This is a genomic window from Carboxylicivirga longa, assembly GCF_050589825.1.
Lineage (GTDB): Bacteria > Bacteroidota > Bacteroidia > Bacteroidales > Marinilabiliaceae > Carboxylicivirga > Carboxylicivirga longa.
This window is the reverse complement of the sequence record NZ_JBNGOZ010000002.1, coordinates 336,582-356,983: the sequence shown is the minus strand read 5'-3', so window position 1 is coordinate 356,983 and position 20,402 is coordinate 336,582. Positions and strand designations below refer to the sequence as shown.

Genomic DNA, 20,402 nt, shown 5'->3' with positions numbered 1-20,402 from the left:
TGATAATGACGGCACATGGCAGCGCCTTCGCTGCTTTGTACAATTTGACGCGAATTAAACCTATCTTTATGAAAGAGCATACCGATCAATATATTGATTTTAAGAAAGTACTTACGCTATTGCGTAAGAAGGCCCATTATTATCTGATTGCCCTTTTGCTTTGTCTGCTGGCAGCTTTTTTTGCCGGTAAAATGATTGCGCCCGTTTATGAGGTATCTTCCAGCATATACATAAAAGAAGAGGGCAGTGTGAAGGGACAGAAGGCCATGGAGTTTTTGCAAAGTTTCCAGCTCTTCGATCAGTCGCGTCATTTTCAGAATGAGATGCTGGTACTCAGGTCGAGTCCTTTGGTGCGCGAAGCCATTGATAAGCTGAATTTTGAGATAGAATATTACCGTGACGATGCCTGGATGGATAAGGAGCTGTACAAGGATGCGCCTTTTGTGGTGCTTTACGATTCCAGTCATGTGCAGCTGGTTGATGTACCATTTGCTTTGCGCTTTCATGCCGATGGCAGGCTGAGCATTAGTGCACAGTCCGATGAACACAAGCTTGTGAATTATCTCAGTGGCCGGAGCCGTATGAGTGAAGACCCTGTGATACTTGAGAAAACCTGCTTTCAATCAGATCGGGTGGAGGATAAAGCCTTTAAGTTTCAGGTGTACCTGAAGGAGCCGCATCGCGTGGAAGAGTTTATAGATCAGGAATATTACTTTGTATTTCGTGATAAGGAGAAGCTGGTGCGTGAGTTACAAGCTAGCCTTACTGTAGTGCCTGAAAATCCAGAAGTGAGCGTGATACGGCTGAGTCTGGAGACCAATTACCGGCAGAAAGGTCTGGATTTTATCAGTGCGCTGACCGATTTATACCTTGAAAAAAATCTGGAGCGTAAAAATCATTTCGCCCTGAATACCATTGCCTATATCAATGCACAGCTGGATGAGATTTCCGACTCACTGAATGTGGCTGAGAAGCAGCTGGAGAGCTTTAGGGCAGGCAATCAGGTGATTGATATCTCCAGTAAGGCGGGGCGCATCTTCGAGCAGTTGCATCAGATTGAGCTGGAACGATCCAATATCGACCGGCAGCTTCAGTATTACAATTACCTCAATGAGTTTTTTCAGGATAACGATAACCTGGCCGACCTCGTTGTGCCCTCTTCCATGGGCATTACTGATCAAACGCTCAATGAGTTGATACGGAATCTGATTATTCTGGTAAATCAGCGCAATGAGTTGATTGGTAAGAAGCAACAGAAAAGCCCATACCTGAGGAACCTGGAGGTGCAGATCGAAAGTCTCAAGAACCCTATATCTGAAAATATTCAGTTTTCCATAGGTACCCTGGAGCGTGCGTTATCCAATTTAGATAGTAAGATCGGACAGCTCAAGAGTAATCTGGAAGCGCTGCCCGAAACAGAGCGTCAGTTGGTGGGTTTTCAGCGTAAATTTAAGCTTAACGATGCCATCTACACTTTCTTACTGCAGCGTAGGGCCGAAGCACAGATTGCCAAGGCATCTAACCTGCCTGAGCATGAGATTGTGGAGCCGGCGCAAGTCGTTACCAGAGTGTATCCCAATACTACCATCAATTATGGCCTGGCCGTATTTTTAAGTCTGCTGTTACCTAGTTTGTTAATATTGGTGATGGATTATTTCGATACGCGCATAAAAAGTGAGGATGACCTGGTTGATTATAAATATTTGCCATTTATGGGATCCATCCTTCAGCATCAATCGGAGCATCATGATGTGGTGATGAAACTGCCTTCGGAAGCAGTGGCCGAAACCTTTCGAACCCTGCGCACCAACCTGTCCTTCTCACTGCAGGGCGAGGGCCATAAAACCATCCTGGTAACTTCCAGTGTGTCGGGTGAAGGAAAAAGCTTTGTGGCACTCAACCTGGCGCTCAGCCTGTCGCAGCTCAATAAGAAAGTGCTGCTGCTGGGTTTTGATCTGCGCAAGAATAATCAGTTTAAGGAGCAGGTTATGAATTCCGGACTGGGACTTACTTCTTTATATGTGCACCGCGCTACCCTTGATGAGGTGGTGCACCGGACCGAATGGTATGAGCTGGATGTAATCCCATCGGGGGTGGTGCCACCCAATCCCATGGAATTGATAAACAGCAGTACGACCGACTCGTTATTTGAACAGTTAAAGGAGCGGTACGACTACATAGTAGTGGATACATCGCCTGTGGGTGTGGTAAGTGATGGCTTGCTGCTTATGAAGTATGCCGACATAAAGTTGTTTGTGGTACGCGAAAATTACAGCGAGAAAAACGTTGTGAAGTCTGTGCTTGAAGAACTGGAAGGCAAAGGTATTGATAAGCTGGGGTTGGTGTTAAATGCGAGCCGCATGGAAGGGCGCAAGTATAAATACGAGTATTACGATAGCTATCGCCTGGGAACACCAGATAATAGGGCTTGATATGAAAGGGAAAGCGACAAATACAATTTGCTTTGTCATACCGTACTACGTGACTTTCGCTACGGGAGGCGCTGAAATACAGGTGCATTATCTTGTAAATGAATTTTTGCGAAGGGGCTGGCAGGTTGAGTTGATTTGTGGCGGCCGTGGGCAAGAGGATACCATAGCGGAGAGTCCTTACTTCGACACACGCATCCGTTTTCATTATTACCGCTTTCGCAAGTTCAGAAGCCTGGAGTTTTTTGGTGTGATGGCCTGCCTGTTGCGCACCCGGTCGAAGGTGTATTATCAGCGTACCGACTTTGCACTGAGTGCTGCCTGCGCATTTTATTGTCGCCTGCTTAAGAAAGTAATGATCTATGCCCTGGCGCAGGATACCGATGCCCTACGCGGGAAATATCGTAGTTTGATGCAGCAGTTCACTTACCGCAGCCATCTTAAGAAGTGCATGCGCCGGATTGATTTTGGTATGGTGGATGCCATGGTCAATTATGCCAAACAACAGGCCAACCTGCTGGTGTGTCAGAACAAGGAGCAGGAAGCGCTGCTGAGGACTCATTTTAGGCGACCTGCGCACATCATTCAAAATAGTTATCCCATTAATAAGCAGGAGCAAGCGCTAGACAAGGAAAAGCTGGTGCTGTGGGTGGGTAATATGCGAGCTGCCAAGCGTCCTGACCTTTTTTTATGGCTGGTAGATGCTTTGCAGACCAGGAAAGGATGGCACTTTGTGATGATTGGTGCCCAAGGGGATGATTATGCTCATTTGCAACATCCATCCGTCGAAATTATGGGCCCTCAACCCTATGAAACCGTGAATAGTTTGTTTGCTAAAGCACAATTTTATGTAAATACCAGTGAGCTTGAAGGAATGCCCAACACTTTTATACAGTCGTGGATGAACAAAGTACTGGTGTTGAGCCTGAAGGTTAATCCAAATGGTGTTTTTGACCACGATCGGCTGGGGCTGTGTTTTAAGGATGATATACAAGGCATGGCGGCTAAGCTCGATGAATACCTGAACGGGAATAACAGTTCTGAGATATGCGAACGTGCATATGCCTATGCTCATCAAACCTTCGATGTACGAAGGAATGTTGATAAGCTTACTGAATTAATTAAACCATTGTTATGCGAGTAGTACATCTTACAGGAAAAGATTTTTACGGGGCGGGGCGAGCCGCTTACCGGCTGCACAGCGCCCTGCTAAAAGAGGGCGTGGACTCGCTGATGGTTGTGGGTGAGAAGGAATCCAACGATGGACGTGTAGTGAATATCCAGGATGGCGCCGGCTTCCGCTTCTTGCGCAAGGTCTTCATCAGGATTGAGAAAATGCTGCTTCACCTCACGCCCGGAACCTTATTTTCCAGTGGCACCTGTGCCTTTCGACAAACGCGCCGCATTAACAAGCTGAAACCCGATATTGTGCACATTCACTGGATCAACCGCGGTTTTTTCAATATAAGAGCGCTGACTCGTATCAAGGCTCCTGTTGTTGTTTCTATGCACGATATGTGGTATTATACCGGTGGCTGCCACTATGCCACCAATTGTTTTAAGTATCGTAGTGGCTGTGAAGGGTGCATTCGGGCAGCGGATCGTTCCACCGCGCAGCGGGTGATGCGTTGGCACGGGCTGAAATCTACCATTTATAATCAAACTGATAAACTGGCATTTGTGGGATTAAGCCGATGGATGGAGCAATGTGCCAAAGAGAGTGCTTTATTACACCATCAGCATGTACTTAACCTGCCCAATTGCATCGACACAACAAAATATGTTGCCAATGAAAAGGCACGAAAGGATCTAGACTTTGGGGAAGATAAAAAACTGATTCTCTTTGCAGCGGTGGATGCCTTGTCGGATAAGAACAAAGGGTTTGACCTCTTGGAAGAAGCACTTTCCTATCTTCCGGCCGATCGTTATGCACTGCTCATCGTGGGCGATAAGGGAAAGACAAGCTTTGACCACCTGTCCTTTTCAATTCATAACACCGGCTTCGTTAAAGAGGAGGGCAAAATGATTGATTATCTGTCGGCTGCCGATGTGGTGGTTGTGCCTTCGCGCATGGAAAACCTCTCCAACATGATTATGGAAGCCCTGGCTTGTGCCACCCCGGTAGTGGCTTTCGCTACGGGGGGTAATGGCGATATGATTGAGCATAAGGTCAACGGTTATCTTGCGGAAGCCTTCTCTAGCAATGATCTGGCTCAAGGTATCGGCTGGTGTCTCGAGGATGATGAAAGACAGAAGGAGTTGTCTGCTCGCGCCCGATCCGCTGTTTTGGAAAAGTTTAACGAGACCAAGGTGGGTAGTGAGTACAGGGCTTTGTATCAACAATTAACAGCCGGGTATGCGCATTAACACCACCAAATTAATTGATTACCTCCTGGTGTACCTCCTGATAGCATTTTCGGGTATCCCTTTCTTCTACCGTGCGCGCGTGGAGGTTCTCATGGTGGGTTTGTTGCTGGCTTTGGCCGTATTTATCTATCGCCAAAAACAGGTGGACAAGCTTTTTGTAGGTTACCTGGTAGTGGTCTTGATCATACAAGCGGGTCAGATGTTGAAATTCTACTATCTGCCACTCACGAGTTTTTTGGGACTGCATATCCGTTTGGTGTTTGCCTACCTCATCTTGCGATCGGTGGGCACTAAACTGCCCGCTTATGTAGTCACTATTCTTAGTGTGTCGGTGCTCATTAGCTGGATATTCTATTTTCCATCTTACTTTGCCTCCTTCGAGTCCTTTTTAACCAATAAGATAACACCGCTTTTTGAGCATCCCTTTTATAAGGTCAGTAACTATAAAGTGCCCGATAACCTGATTGTTTACACGGCTAATACCAAGGGGGAGTCCATCGGATGGCTCAAACGCAATGCGGGTCCTTTTTGGGAGCCCGGTGCTTTTGCCGGATTTATCATGGTGGCGCTGCTGTTTAATTCCATTATCAGCGGGCGTTTGTTTAACCCTAAGGGTGTTATTCTGATGGCTGGTTTGATGAGTACTTTTTCCACCGCTGGTTTGGTGGTGCTGGGGCTGTTTATCCTGGTGCACCTGTGGCTCCGTTCCGGCATGCTGAAAAGGGTTTTACTCATACCCGTTTTGTTTATCGGCTTCGTATTTCTCTACAACGAAGTGGACTTTATTGGGGCGAAGATACATAGTAAAATGTCTTACACGGCCGGCACTTATAACACACGCTTTAAAAGTGCGCAGAAGGATTTACAGGATTTAAGCAGGAGTCCTTTGGTGGGCCTGGGGCAATCCAAAGAAACACGCTTCGATGGTAAAACCGATAAGCGAACCATCCATCGAAATAATGGTGTAACCAATTTTATGGCAAGCTTTGGTGTATTAGGCTTTACCCTTTATTTCTTGTTGATGTATATTTCTTTCCTCAGGATGTGCGGCTATTACGGTTTTGATCGTCGCTTTGCCTTGGGAGCCTTGCTTATTGTGCTACTCATTGGCTTCTCCGAAGAATACTTCAGTAAAGTTTTTTTCATGGCTTTAAGCATGATGGCCATATTGTTTACTAGTAAAAATGAATTAAGTAACCAAAGGACTAGCTGATATGAATGTTTTTGTAGTCATTGCGGTTTTTAACCGCATCGAACATACCTTGCACTGTTTGAGTCTGCTGGCCAAACAGCGTTTCAGTAATTTCAGCACTGTGGTGGTGGATGATGGTTCTACCGATGGTACCGCAGCACAGCTTACGAAGTTGTATCCGGAGGTGATACAGGTGAAGGGAAGTGGTGATTGGTGGTGGGCCAAGTCCATGAACAAAGGCTTTGAGCGAGCCCTGTTAGAGGGTGCTGATGTGGTGATTACCCTGAATAATGATGTTGTGTTTGATGAGTGGCTCATTGCCGACCTTGTGAAATTGCATCAGCGGCATCCTAAGAATATATTGGGTTGCTTAAATACCACCATGGATGGTCGTATCTTTTTTGCTGGAATACGTAAAATATCATGGTGGAAAGCCAAGGAATACAAATATTATAAAGCGTTTTCACAGCCGGAGCAGCCTATGAAAGGTGTGCGACCCACCCAATGCCTCAATGGGCGGGGTACTTTAATTCCGGCCGAGGCGCTGCGAAAAACAAAGGGCTTTGATGATGCGCATTTTCCGCAGTATGCTTCCGACTATGATTTTACTTTGCGTGCTGTCCGCTTTGCTTACCCAAGCCTTATCTGCTGGGATATTCGGATTCAGTCGGTAATAGAAGAAACCGGCAAGGGGCGAAGCTTTATATGTCAATCCTGGGGCGATTTCTTACGTTCGTTCAACGATCCTCACGCCTCAAGCAGTTTGCGTATGCTATGGCACTATTATAAACGCCATGCCGGATGGCAGGCGATAAGCGGCCTGCCCCTGCAGCTCTTACGCAGCATGGTCTCCTTTTATCGCAAACGAAATATTTTGGAGGAGGAGAAATGAAAGTCTCATTTGTTGTCATAGGAAAAAACGAAGCGACGACTCTGGAACGTTGCCTGCAGAGTGTGATTAATGCCATTGCGGTCAATCATCTGGAGGCCGAGTTGCTGTATGTGGATTCGCAATCGACTGATAAGAGCCTGGAATTAGCTGGGAAGTATTGCCGGGCGTTTTTAATTAAGGGAAAATGCAATGCTGCCATCGCCCGTAACATAGGAGCGCGTGAAGCAGCAGGGGAGACTCTTATTTTTTTGGATGGCGATATGGAATTAATGGCTGATTTTCTACCGCTCATTCTGACGGATGAAGGTGCCTTAATATATCCTTTTGTTTCGGGTAATTTTATCAATTACTACTACGATACATCCGGCAATTTCTTGTCGAAAGATTATTATCGCAAGATATTTTGCGATGAGGATACTTATCAGCCCACCACGGGCGGCCTCTTTGCCATCACAAGGCAGCTATGGGATGAGGTTGGCGGCATGCGCCCCAAATTTAAACGGGGGCAGGATTTGGATTTGGGTTATCGGTTGGCTCAACGCGGCATTTTGTTGTTACGAAAAAAAGATACCATGGCTATTCACCATACTGTGGATTATAAATATTCGGCTCGCATGTGGAAGGATCTGCTGAGCGGTTCCGGCATGTATGCCCGCTCGGTTTTGTACCGGAGTCATTGGAACAATATCTATGTGCTGAAACGTATGCTGAGCAGCGATCCCACTTTAATTGTGCTCCTATTCTCAATCGCTTTAGCGTTGGTGTTACACCCATGGCTGCCTTTGGCTTTTTATCTGATGATAACGCTGGCTGCTGTGGCTTATAGTATGCGCAAGGCCTTTACGTTCCTTTTTTTTGAGCGTTATATAGTGCAGCTGCTGCGCGATATGCAGATGCTGGGAGGTTTCTTTTTCTTTTATCCAAGCAATAAAGTGAAATATATTTATGAAGAATGCTAGCTCATACTTTCGAAAAGTGGCCTACCGTGCGGCGGCTCTTTTGCCTTTTAATAGGCTGCGTTCCTTAGCAAGGGCTGAGTTAGTATGCGTAAACTATCACAGCATCAAGGGGTGGAGGGGAGATGCTCTGCAGGCGCGCCAGCCCTATCGCACTGCTGAGGAGTTTGAGAAGGATATCCTCTTTCTCAAGCATAATTATCAGCTAGTGACGATGGAACAGCTGATTGCCTGGAAGAAAGAGGGCTGGCCGCTTCCGCCAAACAGTCTTTTTATTACCATTGATGACGGTCTTAAGGTGGTGTATGATAAGATGTTCCCAATTCTGGAAAAGCATGGCATTAAGCCTGCACTTTTTATCAACCCGGCCTTTGTTGATAATGCTGATCTGCATTACAGGCGCAAAGCCGATATGTTGCTGGCCTTCTGTAGCGCGCATGAGGAGAAGGGTCAGCGCTTAAACGCCTTTATGAAAGAAAAAGGTTTGAATGAGGAGTTTGATCATTTATTGGCCAACATAAAATACAGTGATCGGGCTTTGTTGGACGAGATGGCAGGAGTGCTGGGTTTTAGCTATGCTGAATATCTGGCCCGGGAGCCCGTTTATCTGAGTAGTACAGAGATTAAGGAACTGCGCAATGCCGGTTGGATAATAGGTGCCCACAGTATGGATCATCCGCCTTACAAGGAGTTGAGTATTGAGGAACAGGTCCAACAAACACTCGATAGCGTATCCTACGTTTCTGAACACTTCGATGCCCCATGTCGCTTAATGGCCTATCCGTCAAATGATAGTGGTTTAAGCTTAGCCTTATTCGATGAAACAGCAAGGGGCTGCGATCTGTCTTTTGGCGTTCAGGGACTGAAAAAGGATGTGGTACCCAATCACATTCATCGCATAGCCCTTGAGGGAAGTGGAGTTAGTGCGCCAACGGCACTTAAGACAGCCTACTTAAAGTATACGATCCAAAAACTATTTAACAAAACTGTACACCAGCGTGATGCTTGATTATGAGTGATAATAAAAAGATACTGCTCGAAAATACCATCTGGCTGTACATGGCCAAGCTAATTGTGCAGGCCCTGGGAATGCTGGCTTCCATACTTGTACTGCGCAAGCTGGAGGTAAATGTATATGGTACCTACGTGCTGTTGTTTGGTCTTTTTGCCATCTTTCAGTTGCTGGTTACCAGTCCACTGAAGCATGTTTTCTTGCGTTTTATTCCCGGTTTAAAAGAAAAATCGGCTTCCGGTGCCATTGGTAAGTTATTGCGAATTGCTGTGGGCATAGCCTTGTTATTGGTTGTGATAATGCTGGTTTCAGTGCTTGCTTTTCAGGTTCAGTTGGCGGCTTTCTTCAATATCCCGGATTTCGGCAGTCATCTCTACTTTTTTATACTGTTTGTATTATTTTATTCACTGCGTCATTTGGCTGAGGTTGTACTGATGGCCTTGCTCTTGCATAAGAAGATGGCAGTGCTTAATGTGCTTATCACTCTGTTTCGAAGTACTGCTTATATTATCCTACTTAAGCGCCTTGATGTAAACTGGCTGTTGAGCATCGATGCTTGTCTGTCATTGATTTATGTACTTGTTGTACTCCTTTTTATTGTTATGAGTTTGCGAAGCCTAAAGCGAGAGCCGGATGTAAGGCCTCAGTTGGGTTTGCAGCGACGCATACGGCGTTTCTGGCTGTATTCAATACTCACTGAGTTGGGGGCCGGTATGATTGGTCGTACCAGCGATACCTACATCGTGGCGGCTTTGTCTAATCCTTATAGTGTAGGTATTTACGGTTTTTCCGTAAAAATATATGAGATGTGCTATAAGCTGTTGCCCATCCGTGAGTTTGAATCGGTGGTGAAGCCGGTTTTCTTTAAAAAGTATGATGATAATGCCAGTGACGAGGTGCTGAACCGTGTATATAATTATACCGTGAAAGTGCTTCTGCCCCTGTTTATTCTGCCCTTTTTATATTTTTTACTTTTTGGCTCCGACTTTATTTATCATCTGTTTGGTGATAAATATGCAGAGGCCTATTGGGTAACGACACTGATTCTTCTGGGCTTGTTAACCAACGGTGTTTTCTATCCATTAATTATGCTGATACAGCTGAAAGAGCGTTTGCAAATCGTTTTGCTATCGCGCGTTGTGGTGGTGTTAAGCCTCATACTGGGTGTTGGCCTCATGAAATCCATGGGTGTTGTGGGGGTGGCATTGGCTACGGTAATTGGCGAGCTGGTTAAGAATTTATTTATGTTTTGGTTGTTTAGGCGGGGTTGTATAATTAGGTATGATCTGAAAATATTCAGCCGTTATGGACTTTTGATATTGCTTGCGCTCATGCTCTTTTTTCCAATGAGCTATATAGCGCAGGGTCTTGCTATGTGGATGATCAAGAGCACACTGTTTATTATTTACTTCGGATGGTTCATCATTCGTTTTCATCCCCTAAATATCAAAGAAACCGAGCTTTTCGTCAAAACCATGCGGTCGAATGTCAGCGTGGCCCGTATATGGGATAGAATGGTGGGCTTGACCAGGGAGTTTCGGGGCAAGCGCATCTAAATAATAATTGCATCCATCTGTAATCTTTTGAAGTTCAGAGGGGTATGGATTTGACTCACTCTCCTCCTTTCAAAGGAGGAGTCCCACGTAGTGGGGAGGAGGATGAAACTGTTAAATGCATCTGCAATGTTAAAGATTTATCAAATTACTAAGGTGAGCAGATTAAATGCCCAATTATTAATGTATTGTTATTTACGACTATGGAAATTTCCTATTACTCGGATCTCACCACTCACTACTGATTAAGCTCCATGAATCACCCAAAACCCCATATTGCATTATTCGGCCTTAAAGGCTTTCCGGCTATCGGAGGAACGGCTACTGTTGGCGAAAACCTGGTGCAAGTGCTAGGTAACGAATATCGATTTACTGTTTATGCCACAGAGTCTCATGCATCCAATCGGCGACCCTATGAGGGGGTACGCTTGTTTATCTTTAAAAAGTTTTTACCTCACAAGTTCAATATATTTTACTATAATCTTGTTGGGGCTTTACACGCCCTTTTATTTGGCAACTACGACTTGGTGCATACCCACCAGATTGATATTGGCTATATTGTGCCCCTGCTTCGTTTGCGTTATAAAGTAGTGGCTACTCACCACGGTCGCACCTACCAAATGGATAAATGGGGACGTGGCATGCGGGTGTTTTTTCGAATAACTGAGCAACTTATGTTTCGCTTTGCCAATCACATCACTTTTGTGTCCCAACCCGAACACAGACGGGTTAGGAATGTACCCGCCCATCGCTCCCATTATATACCCAATGGTGTGAACCCGAATCAGGCTGTTGCTGCTCTGCCATCTGACGACCACTATATTATGTTCGCAGCAGGTCGTATCATTCCCCTCAAAGGTTGTCATATTTTTCTGGAGGCGCTAACTCGTATGAAGTATAAGGGAAAGGTGCTTATTGTAGGCGATTACACACAGCTGGAGGCCTATGGACAAAGCTTATTGTCCTATCGCAAACACCTAAATGTTGAATTTCTTGGCATGATAAAAGACAAGGCCTTGCTGATGGCTTATGTAAAAAAAGCGCAGGTATTTGTTTTTCCCTCATCAACAGAAGCCATGTCCATGATGCTATTAGAAGTAGCAATGATGCGAACACCACTTATTTGCAGTGATATACCTGCCAATAAAGCTATTTTTAGTAATGATGAGGTGGAATATTTTCGCGTTGATGATGTTGCTGACCTCGCAAGTACCTTAGATAATTATCTTAAGACCCCTAAGCGCATGGAGGAAAAATGCAAAGCTGCTTATTCCAGGCTAATGGCAAATTATCGCTGGTCAAGCATCGCTCAGCAATATAATGATATATATCAGGTCTTGCTGTATAGGAATAGAGGCATCTGAAATTTGAACAATGAAGGAAAGACTGGCACGTTTGTTAATTCGATTTTCAAGAAAAGGATTTGTGTATTTTGGGCACGGTGTAGCTCCCAAGAGGCAGGATAGTTATATCGAGCGCCTTCATATTTTAGAGGCGGATTTTGTTGATTTATTGCACTACTGGAAACGAATGGGTGTGGATTTTATTAGCATGGATGATTTATGGCAGCTTAGTCGTGTTGGTTTTAAAGCCCAAAGGTCATGGGTGCATTTTACCTTCGACGATGGATATCGAAACAACCTGACAACGCTGTTGCCCATTATGGAGGCATATAATATTCCATTTAGTGTATTTGTAAGTACCGGATTAATTGAAGACGGGGAGCGTATGCCATCTTTTTATATTCGTTGTGCTTTTCAATATGCTTCCAAGGCTGCTTTGCATCGGTTTTATAGTCGCAGTACTTTTCAGCTAAAAAAAGGATTAACACGCAAGCAGGCTGCTGATTTTGTGGTTAATCATTTTAAATATTTGCCCTTTGCAGAAGGGCAGGTATTACTTAAAACAGCTGTTGAGATGCTCAGTCAAGCGCAGTGGACTGAATTATATGAGAAATACAACAATGATCAGTTGCTTACTGGGGGTGAAATGCAGCAGCTGGCAGCTCATCCGCTCGTACATCTGGGGGCGCATGGTAGTCGACATTTGATTCATCATGCTCAACAGCCTGCCTACCGTTTAGATGAAGAGCTGATGCACCCATTGCGGTATTTGGATGAGCACCCAGTGACTTTTGCCTATCCTAATGGTACTTTGCTAGATTACTCAGACAAGAGTAGGCAGATGCTGGTTAAACATGGCTATCAACTGGGCTTTACTACTGCGGCCGGTTTTGTTACGCAAGGTGAAGATCCTCTTTCTATTCCCCGTTTTCATCTGACTCCCAAAGGAAATTGGGTAGTAAGAAAATGGTTTTATGGCTTTGAGTAAAATATTGCCCATTGTTTACTCTGCGTTTAACTAGTTCTGCTCAACATTCGTCATAAAATAATTGACATTGATTGTTTTTTGCTGGAATTTAGCAAGATAATAAACAGGCGATAAGTGGAAGTAAGAGTTATCGTTTGTTCAAATTAGAAACTAGTAAATTTTGACGCTATGAAGTATACTTTTAACCTTATTGTGATTGCCCTAATGATGAGTTTTGCGGGCTGTAGTAGTGATGAAGAACAGGCAGGAGAAATACCTGGCATGGGTACTGCCGAAGGTGTATTGCAGGTAGTAGAAGATTATCAGGCTCCTGAGGGTTTTGTGATAGGTGATGGTATAGGAGTAAACTATGGATCATCAAATGCGGGAGTTAAATCTTATGTACCAAGTACAGCGGCTCTTAAAAGTGGTTCGGGATGGTTCAATTCTTATGGATCGGGGCGCTTTATTAAGATAAAATTGACGATCACCAATGTGAAAGATTATGGTCGTTGCTGCTGGTTGCCACGAGGCTTGGTCTTTGAAGTTTCCGACCCTGCATATCAACATGGTATGCTTATGTGCTGGACACCCATCTGGTTGCGTGCCAATCAAACACGTGATATTATTTTGGAAGTATTTTGTATTAATCGTGGTCGGTCAGGGTCAGATACATCTGTCACATATAAGGTGAAGGGAGTTACAAGCTCACCGGTAATGAAGCGCTTTTTTCAGCGCCTGGGATGGCGAAAGATCAATAAGGAGTTTTACTATGGTACTTCCGCTCATCAATACGAATTAAAGGCCATGGCGGCTGAAGACCTTGCCAAGTATGATGAAATAAGTGAGAACCTGCAGGAAGCATTGTGGACGCTTACAGATGGTGATGGTGATTTGACACAAGAGCAAATAGATTACATCAATTCCATACCGCTTATGCCTGAAGGTACATACCCTGCCTATCTTGACGATGAAGGAGCTATTCCTCCCGAAGACTGGCAAGAGTATCCGATGGGTTATTCCGGAAATTAAATTTGTTACACCGATTGGTAGTAAAAATATTGTAGAATCATTATTGAGTAGGCGACTCGTCGCCTACTTTTTTTGCGCTCGATTTAAACAAGTATTAACATATCTGGCGTTAGTGGGATAAAGGCAAGCTTGCAATAGTATCACTTGAAATCTTACTTTTAAAGCTTGCAGCTCCACTGTAACTGTTTGTGTGTAAAAAGTCATGCGCTTGTATAAGCATATTGTAAGTTGATCAAATTAGGTTCTTATAGTAAGGTATTTTTATTACTTTAGAATAGGGATTATTAAGAAATAAAAACATAAATTAATCATTCAAGGAAGTTGCGCTAAAATTGCGTAAGCCCTTTATGATACCTCTTTTCGCCGTTGTTAGTCACTCTAAAGGGTGGGACTGACCAGGCGGCAGCGTGCCGAAAGCCTTCATTATCTTGTGATAAATTGGTGTTGAGGTTTTGGGCAAGTGGTTGATAAACAGTTCTATATTATACTGTCAATAAAATTTTGATGAATACTTCTTCATACCAGTATCTTTTAACTTACTTCCTGTGCTTATGCTGCTATGGTTTGGCTGTTATATCAGCGCCGGCGCAAGTCGTTAATTTTAGTGCCAATGATTCTACAGTATGCACCAATTCAGATCTCACCTTTTATAATCTTACACAAGGAGCTTCGACCGAAGCTGTTTATTATTGGGAGTTTGGCGAATTGGCAAGCCCGGCAAGTTCAGATGAAGCAGGTTCTGTGACGGTGAGTTACGAAACACCCGGAAAAAAGACTGTTACGCTAACACTTACCGATAAGGGCGAAACCTATCGGATTGAGCAGGATTTTATCACCGTATTAGCACCTCCTTTGGCGTATGCCGGTCGCGATACAGTGCTAAACTATAAATTTGATTACGAATTAAATGCCCGCATACTGTCAAGTGGTGAGTCCGGAATATGGGAGTTATTCGAAGGCAGTGGAATTGTCACAAACCCGAATCAATCAAAAACGCTTGTTCGTAACCTCGGCATAGGCACCAATGTGTTTCGCTGGACGGTAAGCAATGAAGCCTGTCCATCGAGTTTTGATTATGTAACCCTTGTCGTTAATGATTTGAAGGTGCCGGGTTTTCTATCGCCCAACGGCGATGGTAAAAACGACTATTTTTTTCTGGAGGGCATTGAATCGCTGGGTACCGTTGAGTTTATTGTTTTTGATCGTCGTGGCGTGGAGATGTACCGTAATAACGCATATAACAATGAGTGGCGAGGCACAGATCAACGTGGGCAGTTACTGCCCAACGGAACGTATTTTTATTCCATCAAGGCATCTGCCCGCAGACAGCCCTTTTCCGGATTTTTTGTAATTAATAAATGATTTTTTTGAGAAAAAGCATCTTTCTTGTCATTGTTTATGGTGGGCTTTTATTGACAGCCAAGGCACAGTTAAATGCGGATAATTCGCAGTACTTGCTAAATCCCGTATCCATTAATCCGGCCATGGCAGGAGCGGAGGAGGCCTTGAATGTGTTTGCCTTTTATAATAAGCAGTGGGCGGGGATGGATGGGGCGCCATCGGGTATTAATATTAGTGCTGATGCTCCTTTCTTTAAGCGCAAGGTAGGACTCGGTCTGATGCTGACACACGATAAGATAGGAGTAACTACCGATAATCAGGTGTTTCTTTCTTATGCCTACCGTGTTTATACCGCAAAGGGCATACTTTCCCTGGGAATTGGAGGAGGGGTGAAGTTTAGTAATACGGACTATTCACAACTTGTGGCGCTGCATCCTGACGATAATTATTATTTGCAGAACGAAAAAATATTTGCGCTACCGGTCGTTAGTTTTGGAGTAAATTATGCACATCCTTCCTTTTTTGTTGGTTTGTCTATTCCTTCATTAGTTAATCACCGTTATTTGCCGGAGAAAGAAGCTTATGAGGTATATGATCAGTTGAAGTACGCTAATTATTTGCTGCATGCTGGCACAGAACTTAGGTTTTCCAATGATTTTTCCATTGAACCATCGGTGCTGCTGCGTTATGCTAACATCCCTGATGAAACAAAATGGCAGTTTGATGCCAATGCGCTATTTGCCTACCGAAGTTTTCTATGGCTGGGTGCCTCCTACCGTTATGAGCGTTCGTTAAGCGCATTGCTTCGGTTAAAGGTGACAAATCAACTGGATTTCGGATACATATATCATCATGAGTTAAGTCGTTTGGCACGTTATGCTGCAGCCTCACACGAGGTGATGATTAAATATACACTGCGCTTTAAAGCCGATGCAATAAGTCCTTTAGATTATTGAAGAGTATCGTGAACCACAGTATGAATAGATTTTTGATATTATTATTTTTGTCTTCTTTACTTGTTTTGCCTGTTTTTGGACAGGAAGCGCACTATCGTGTTTCAAAGCTGGAATTTTGCAGCGATCGCTATGATGAAATTGCTCCTGTACGCTTCCAAAATATGTTGATTTTTTGCAGCAATCGTAGTTATTCAAATTTTGTAAAAAATGTTGGCGGCAATCAAGGAGAGCCACTAAATATTTTTCAGATCAGCTTGGATAAAAAGAATCGAAAAAGATTTGTGAGGCTTTTTTCAAAGGCTTTAACAACAGCTTTTAATGATGGTCCGGTTACTTTTGGTGCTGATTATCAGTATATATTATTTTCCCGCAACCTAAATGTGGATCCGGCAAAAGGAAGTGGACATGCACAATTAAATAAGCTCGGAATTTTTTCAGCAGATAACCATAAAGGGGAGTGGTTTAATATACAGGAGGCTGCCTTAAGTAATGATTGGTTCAATGTAACAACTCCCTGTCTTTCTCATGACGGTCAGCGTATATTCTTTGCGTCTGATAAGCCGGGAGGCTACGGGGGAATGGATTTATATGTTTCGTATTACCAACACGGTCATTGGTCTGATCCGGTTAATCTGGGGAGTACTATTAACACCGCGGGCAATGAGATATATCCCTTTCTGAGTCGAGGCGGTGAGCTTTACTTTTCATCAGATGGACACCAAGGATATGGAGGTAAAGATATTTTTGTGACAACCAGTAACAATGATAAATGGACAACTCCTATGGCTTTGAGTGCACCCATTAACACCGAGTACGATGAGATTGGGGTGTTTATAGATGCCATCGATCACCTGGGCTATTTTTCATCCAATCGACTGGGCAATTTTGATATTTTTCAGTTTGAATATGATTATTAGTAAACCCTTAGTTAATTGTCGTCAAGAGTTAATGAGTGCAGTATAAACAGTTTTTGAGCCATTTAAAACAAGTTTGTTAATCACATCTCCCTCGGCTACTAAGGTTGTAATACAAGCATGCAGCTAAGATAAATTTGAAACGAGAAATTCACCGCGTAAAGCAAATATAATGAGAACATCCCATACCAGATTTTTATTTGTATTGATAGCTGTGTTCACTATAAGTTCCTGTGTATCTAAGAAAAAGCTGACTTATCTCCAGCCCGATGCTGACTTATCTAGGGAGTTAAGTGAGTTGATAAACCACGTAACGCCTGCCGACTATGAGGTGAAGCCCTATGACTATCTTTATATCAATGTGGTGACACCTGATCCTCGCTGGTCGGAGATGTTTAATGCCTCGGCGGGAGAAGGAACAATAAGTGAGGAATCTGCAGTTTTTATTAGTTACCCGGTTGATGCGCGTGGCTATATCAAAATTCCATATGTAGGTAAGATTTTGGTTGCCGGCGATACAGTTGAAGAGATCAGCGCTAAGCTAGATGAAGCTTTTAAAAGTTATGTGAAAGATGCCGCTATACGCGTGCGTTTAGTTAATAATACCATCAGCCTTATTGGTGAGTTCAATAATCCGGGGCGCTACCGCCTGGAGAAGGATCGCGTTACTATTTTTGAGGCGCTTTCGTTGGGAGGCGATTTGAGTGATTATAGTGATCGGATGAAGATACAACTGATACGTCCCACAGAATTCGGACCCGTCATCAAGGAGTTTCGTCTGCGCGATCGCAGTATACTCAGCTCAGAATATTACTACGTGATGCCCAATGATATTATTTATGCACCTCCGTTGAGGGGTCGTACTTTCCAGATGAATGCCTTTATCTATTCTTTAGCTTTGGGAGTAATCAATATGGGATTGGTTATTTATGCTTTAATAGAAGCACAGCGAGAGTAACACCATGTTAAAGGCATTACCCTCCTGAATTTTAGGAGGGTTGCCGGTAGGCGGGGAGGTCCACTAAAGGTTAAATTCATTTGTTCTGTAAGTAGTAATTGAATTGAACGTTAACGAATTAGGTATTGGGTTAGCTTGTTAGAACAGAAATAATTGAGATGCAGAGTTTAAAAAGAAATAATGAATTGAGTACCAAAGGTAATGGTTGGGGACTCGACCCAGGATTAGTTCTTAAAATTATATTCAAACGCTGGTATGTTTTTGTAATCAGTATAGGAATTGCCTTGTTGGGTGCCCGTTTTTTCATTGGTCATTCACTGCCTGTTTATCAGGTGTCTACATCGGTGCTTATTTATGAGGCTGATGATAGAAACACAGCCGATAACGAAGAGTTGTTGCAGGGTATGGGTTTGCCGGGCGGAGTTCGCAGTATCGATAACCAGATGATGATACTCACTTCCCGTGAGCTAACGCGTCGTGCTCTGGCAAAACTGGATTTACAAATGGAGTATTATTACAAGACAAAACGTAACAACCTTCCCCTTTATAAAAATTCTCCTATCGAACTGGTCATCAGTGAAAAATGCGCTTTGCCCATGAATGTAGAATTTAGTGTTATTTATTTGGGTAATGATGAATATAAAATGATCTCAGAATATGATGCTTATAACCATCAAGCGACATTTGGCCAAAAGGTGGATTATGGTGATGGTTGGTTTCGGATTATTTGTAATAATACGGATTGGTTTATTCAAAATAAGGATGTAACCCTTTGCTTTGTCAAGTATAATACGGAGAATCTGGTGCGATATTTTAATAATCGGTTACAAGTAGGGGTTGCATCCCGTTCAGGTTCTGTTTTGGAATTGAGTTTGATGGGAACTAACCGTGCCAGAGATGTAGACTTTTTAAACAGCCTCACAGACGTTTTTCAGGATTTATCGCTAGAGAAGAAAAATGCTGAAGCGGATCGTCAGATTCAGTTTATTAATTCTCAACTGGTAGGTATCACCGACTCACTTGTGATCACAGAAAATGAGTTGCAGCAATTTCGCTCATCACGCCGTGTGATGAATTTGTCGGCGCAGGGGCAGCAATTGATTACTCAGGTCAGCGATTTGGAAAACGAACGTGCCCGTTTGCGGCTAGAGGCCAATTATTACGATTATTTATCTGCTTATTTGGAAAATAATGAGGATGGTGAGGTGCCGCTACCAGTTAGTATGGGTCTTGAGGATGAGGCACTGACCACCTTAGTTACCGAGTTGGCCGAGTTGCAGGCACAGTTATCTAGTGCCGGTGGTGGTGATAAGAACCCTTTGCGTAATTTGTTAACAGAGCAGGTGAAGACAAAAAAGCAAGAGTTGTTAGAGACGCTTAACGGTCTTAAACGTGCCAATTACCTTGCCAAGCAAGAAAATCAATCTCAAATCGGACGCGCCAATGCTCAGGCAAGTGCCCTTCCGGTTACTGAGCGGCAGCTTTTAGGTATTGAAAGAAAGTTCAGGATTAACGATGCTCTTTATACGTTTTTACTGGAAAAACGTTCAGAGTTGCAGATGCAAAAGGCGTCCAACCGTTCTGACAGTGAAGTAGTGGATCCTGCCAGCATTGCCTTTAGTCAAATGGTATCGCCCAATCCTACTATGATTAACTTCGTCGCTTTATTTCTGGGTTCGGCAATACCGATGGTCATTCTCTTTATTTTGTTTAGCATGAATAAGCGTTTGCGAGAAGAGGATCTTTCAAGTTTGTCAACGCTGCCTTTGTTGGGAAGTATTCCTCGCATCAAGGGGAAAAAGAATATGACGGTCTTAGATAACCCCCAGTCAAATATAGCTGAGGCTTATCGTTTGGTGCGTAGTAAATTGCAGTTTGTCTCAAAAACACAGAAGAGTCCGGTGATTTTGATTAGTTCTGCAATGCCTGAAGATGGTAAAACAACAACAGCTATCAACCTGGCATCTGTTTATAGTTTATTAGGGAAGAAGACGATATTAATCGGGTTTGATTTGAGAAACCCTCAAACAGAAACTGTTTTTAATATTAAAAAAGACAAAGGTGTTTCAACTTACTTAATTGGCCAGCATAGCTTAGACGAAGTAATAAAAACTACAGATTACCCTAATCTTGATATTATTGGAGCCGGACCAGTACCGCCAAATCCATCTGAATTAACCGCTTCTAAAGCTACAAAAACCATGTTTGAACAATTAAAATCGCGTTATGATTTTATTGTCGTTGATTCAGCGCCTGTGGCTTTAATTTCAGATACACACCATCTATTGCCATTAGCTGATGCGAATGTCCTAGTAATTCGTATGGGGCATACTTACCGTAAGGCCATGGCACAAGCCATTGGTGAGATACAGACGCTTGGTGTTGATCATTTATCGCTGGTGGTAAATGAGACGATTGAGCAACATGGTAAATATGGATATGGTAAAAAGTATCAATCTTATGTAAGTGTTAAATCATAAAATTTTTCAG

Annotated in this window: 16 protein-coding genes; all 16 read left to right on the top strand. The window is 43.5% G+C overall.

Annotated features, from left to right (window positions below):
- The first annotated feature begins 68 nt into the window (after nt 1-68).
- The 16 genes from ACRD7A_RS03160 (at nt 69) to ACRD7A_RS03085 (ending at nt 20,392) form a co-directional block, all read left to right on the top strand.
- Nucleotides 69-2,432 carry a polysaccharide biosynthesis tyrosine autokinase gene (locus ACRD7A_RS03160; RefSeq protein WP_430809905.1) on the top strand — a complete coding sequence of 788 codons (2,364 nt, stop codon included), beginning with the start codon at nt 69-71 and terminating at the stop codon, nt 2,430-2,432.
- A gap of 1 nt (nt 2,433) precedes the next feature.
- A complete protein-coding gene (locus ACRD7A_RS03155; protein ID WP_430809904.1) occupies nt 2,434-3,573 on the top strand; it encodes a glycosyltransferase family 4 protein in 1,140 nt (379 codons plus the stop codon).
- The gene (locus tag ACRD7A_RS03150) at nt 3,564-4,796 is read left to right on the top strand and encodes a glycosyltransferase (RefSeq protein ID WP_430809903.1); all 1,233 of its coding nucleotides are present in this window, start codon (nt 3,564-3,566) and stop codon (nt 4,794-4,796) included. Before ACRD7A_RS03155 ends, ACRD7A_RS03150 begins: the two co-directional genes overlap by 10 nt.
- A complete protein-coding gene (locus tag ACRD7A_RS03145; protein ID WP_430809902.1) occupies nt 4,786-6,009 on the top strand; it encodes a hypothetical protein in 1,224 nt (407 codons plus the stop codon). Before ACRD7A_RS03150 ends, ACRD7A_RS03145 begins: the two co-directional genes overlap by 11 nt.
- A gap of 1 nt (nt 6,010) precedes the next feature.
- Nucleotides 6,011-6,880 (top strand): glycosyltransferase family 2 protein, encoded by an 870-nt coding sequence (locus ACRD7A_RS03140; protein WP_430809901.1) that lies wholly within the window; start codon nt 6,011-6,013, stop codon nt 6,878-6,880.
- Nucleotides 6,790-7,839 (top strand): glycosyltransferase family 2 protein, encoded by a 1,050-nt coding sequence (locus ACRD7A_RS03135; RefSeq protein WP_430809900.1) that lies wholly within the window; start codon nt 6,790-6,792, stop codon nt 7,837-7,839. The genes ACRD7A_RS03140 and ACRD7A_RS03135 overlap by 91 nt, the downstream gene beginning before the upstream one ends.
- Nucleotides 7,826-8,845, top strand: coding sequence for a polysaccharide deacetylase family protein (locus ACRD7A_RS03130; protein WP_430809899.1), 1,020 nt, complete (start codon nt 7,826-7,828; stop codon nt 8,843-8,845). Before ACRD7A_RS03135 ends, ACRD7A_RS03130 begins: the two co-directional genes overlap by 14 nt.
- 2 nt (nt 8,846-8,847) lie before the next feature.
- Complete coding sequence (locus ACRD7A_RS03125; RefSeq protein WP_430809898.1) at nt 8,848-10,404, top strand: lipopolysaccharide biosynthesis protein; 1,557 nt, start codon at nt 8,848-8,850, stop codon at nt 10,402-10,404.
- A 251-nt stretch (nt 10,405-10,655) separates the two neighbouring features.
- Nucleotides 10,656-11,765 carry a glycosyltransferase family 4 protein gene (locus ACRD7A_RS03120; RefSeq protein ID WP_430809897.1) on the top strand — a complete coding sequence of 370 codons (1,110 nt, stop codon included), beginning with the start codon at nt 10,656-10,658 and terminating at the stop codon, nt 11,763-11,765.
- A gap of 10 nt (nt 11,766-11,775) precedes the next feature.
- Nucleotides 11,776-12,732: a polysaccharide deacetylase family protein gene (locus tag ACRD7A_RS03115; protein WP_430809896.1), complete on the top strand. Its 957-nt coding sequence runs from the start codon at nt 11,776-11,778 to the stop codon at nt 12,730-12,732.
- Nucleotides 12,733-12,900: 168 nt separating this feature from the next.
- Nucleotides 12,901-13,743, top strand: a complete 843-nt coding sequence (locus tag ACRD7A_RS03110; RefSeq protein ID WP_430809895.1) for a hypothetical protein — start codon at nt 12,901-12,903, stop codon at nt 13,741-13,743.
- Between the two features lie 504 nt (nt 13,744-14,247).
- On the top strand, nt 14,248-15,105 hold the full coding sequence (locus ACRD7A_RS03105; protein ID WP_430809894.1) for a T9SS type B sorting domain-containing protein: 858 nt from the start codon (nt 14,248-14,250) through the stop codon (nt 15,103-15,105).
- Between the two features lie 5 nt (nt 15,106-15,110).
- A complete protein-coding gene (locus tag ACRD7A_RS03100; protein WP_430809893.1) occupies nt 15,111-16,040 on the top strand; it encodes a PorP/SprF family type IX secretion system membrane protein in 930 nt (309 codons plus the stop codon).
- Between the two features lie 20 nt (nt 16,041-16,060).
- Complete coding sequence (locus ACRD7A_RS03095) at nt 16,061-16,957, top strand: TolB-like translocation protein (RefSeq protein ID WP_430809892.1); 897 nt, start codon at nt 16,061-16,063, stop codon at nt 16,955-16,957.
- Nucleotides 16,958-17,126: 169 nt separating this feature from the next.
- On the top strand, nt 17,127-17,912 hold the full coding sequence (locus ACRD7A_RS03090; protein ID WP_430809891.1) for a polysaccharide biosynthesis/export family protein: 786 nt from the start codon (nt 17,127-17,129) through the stop codon (nt 17,910-17,912).
- 158 nt (nt 17,913-18,070) lie between these two features.
- Nucleotides 18,071-20,392 (top strand): GumC family protein, encoded by a 2,322-nt coding sequence (locus tag ACRD7A_RS03085; RefSeq protein ID WP_430809890.1) that lies wholly within the window; start codon nt 18,071-18,073, stop codon nt 20,390-20,392.
- Nucleotides 20,393-20,402 lie beyond the last annotated feature (10 nt).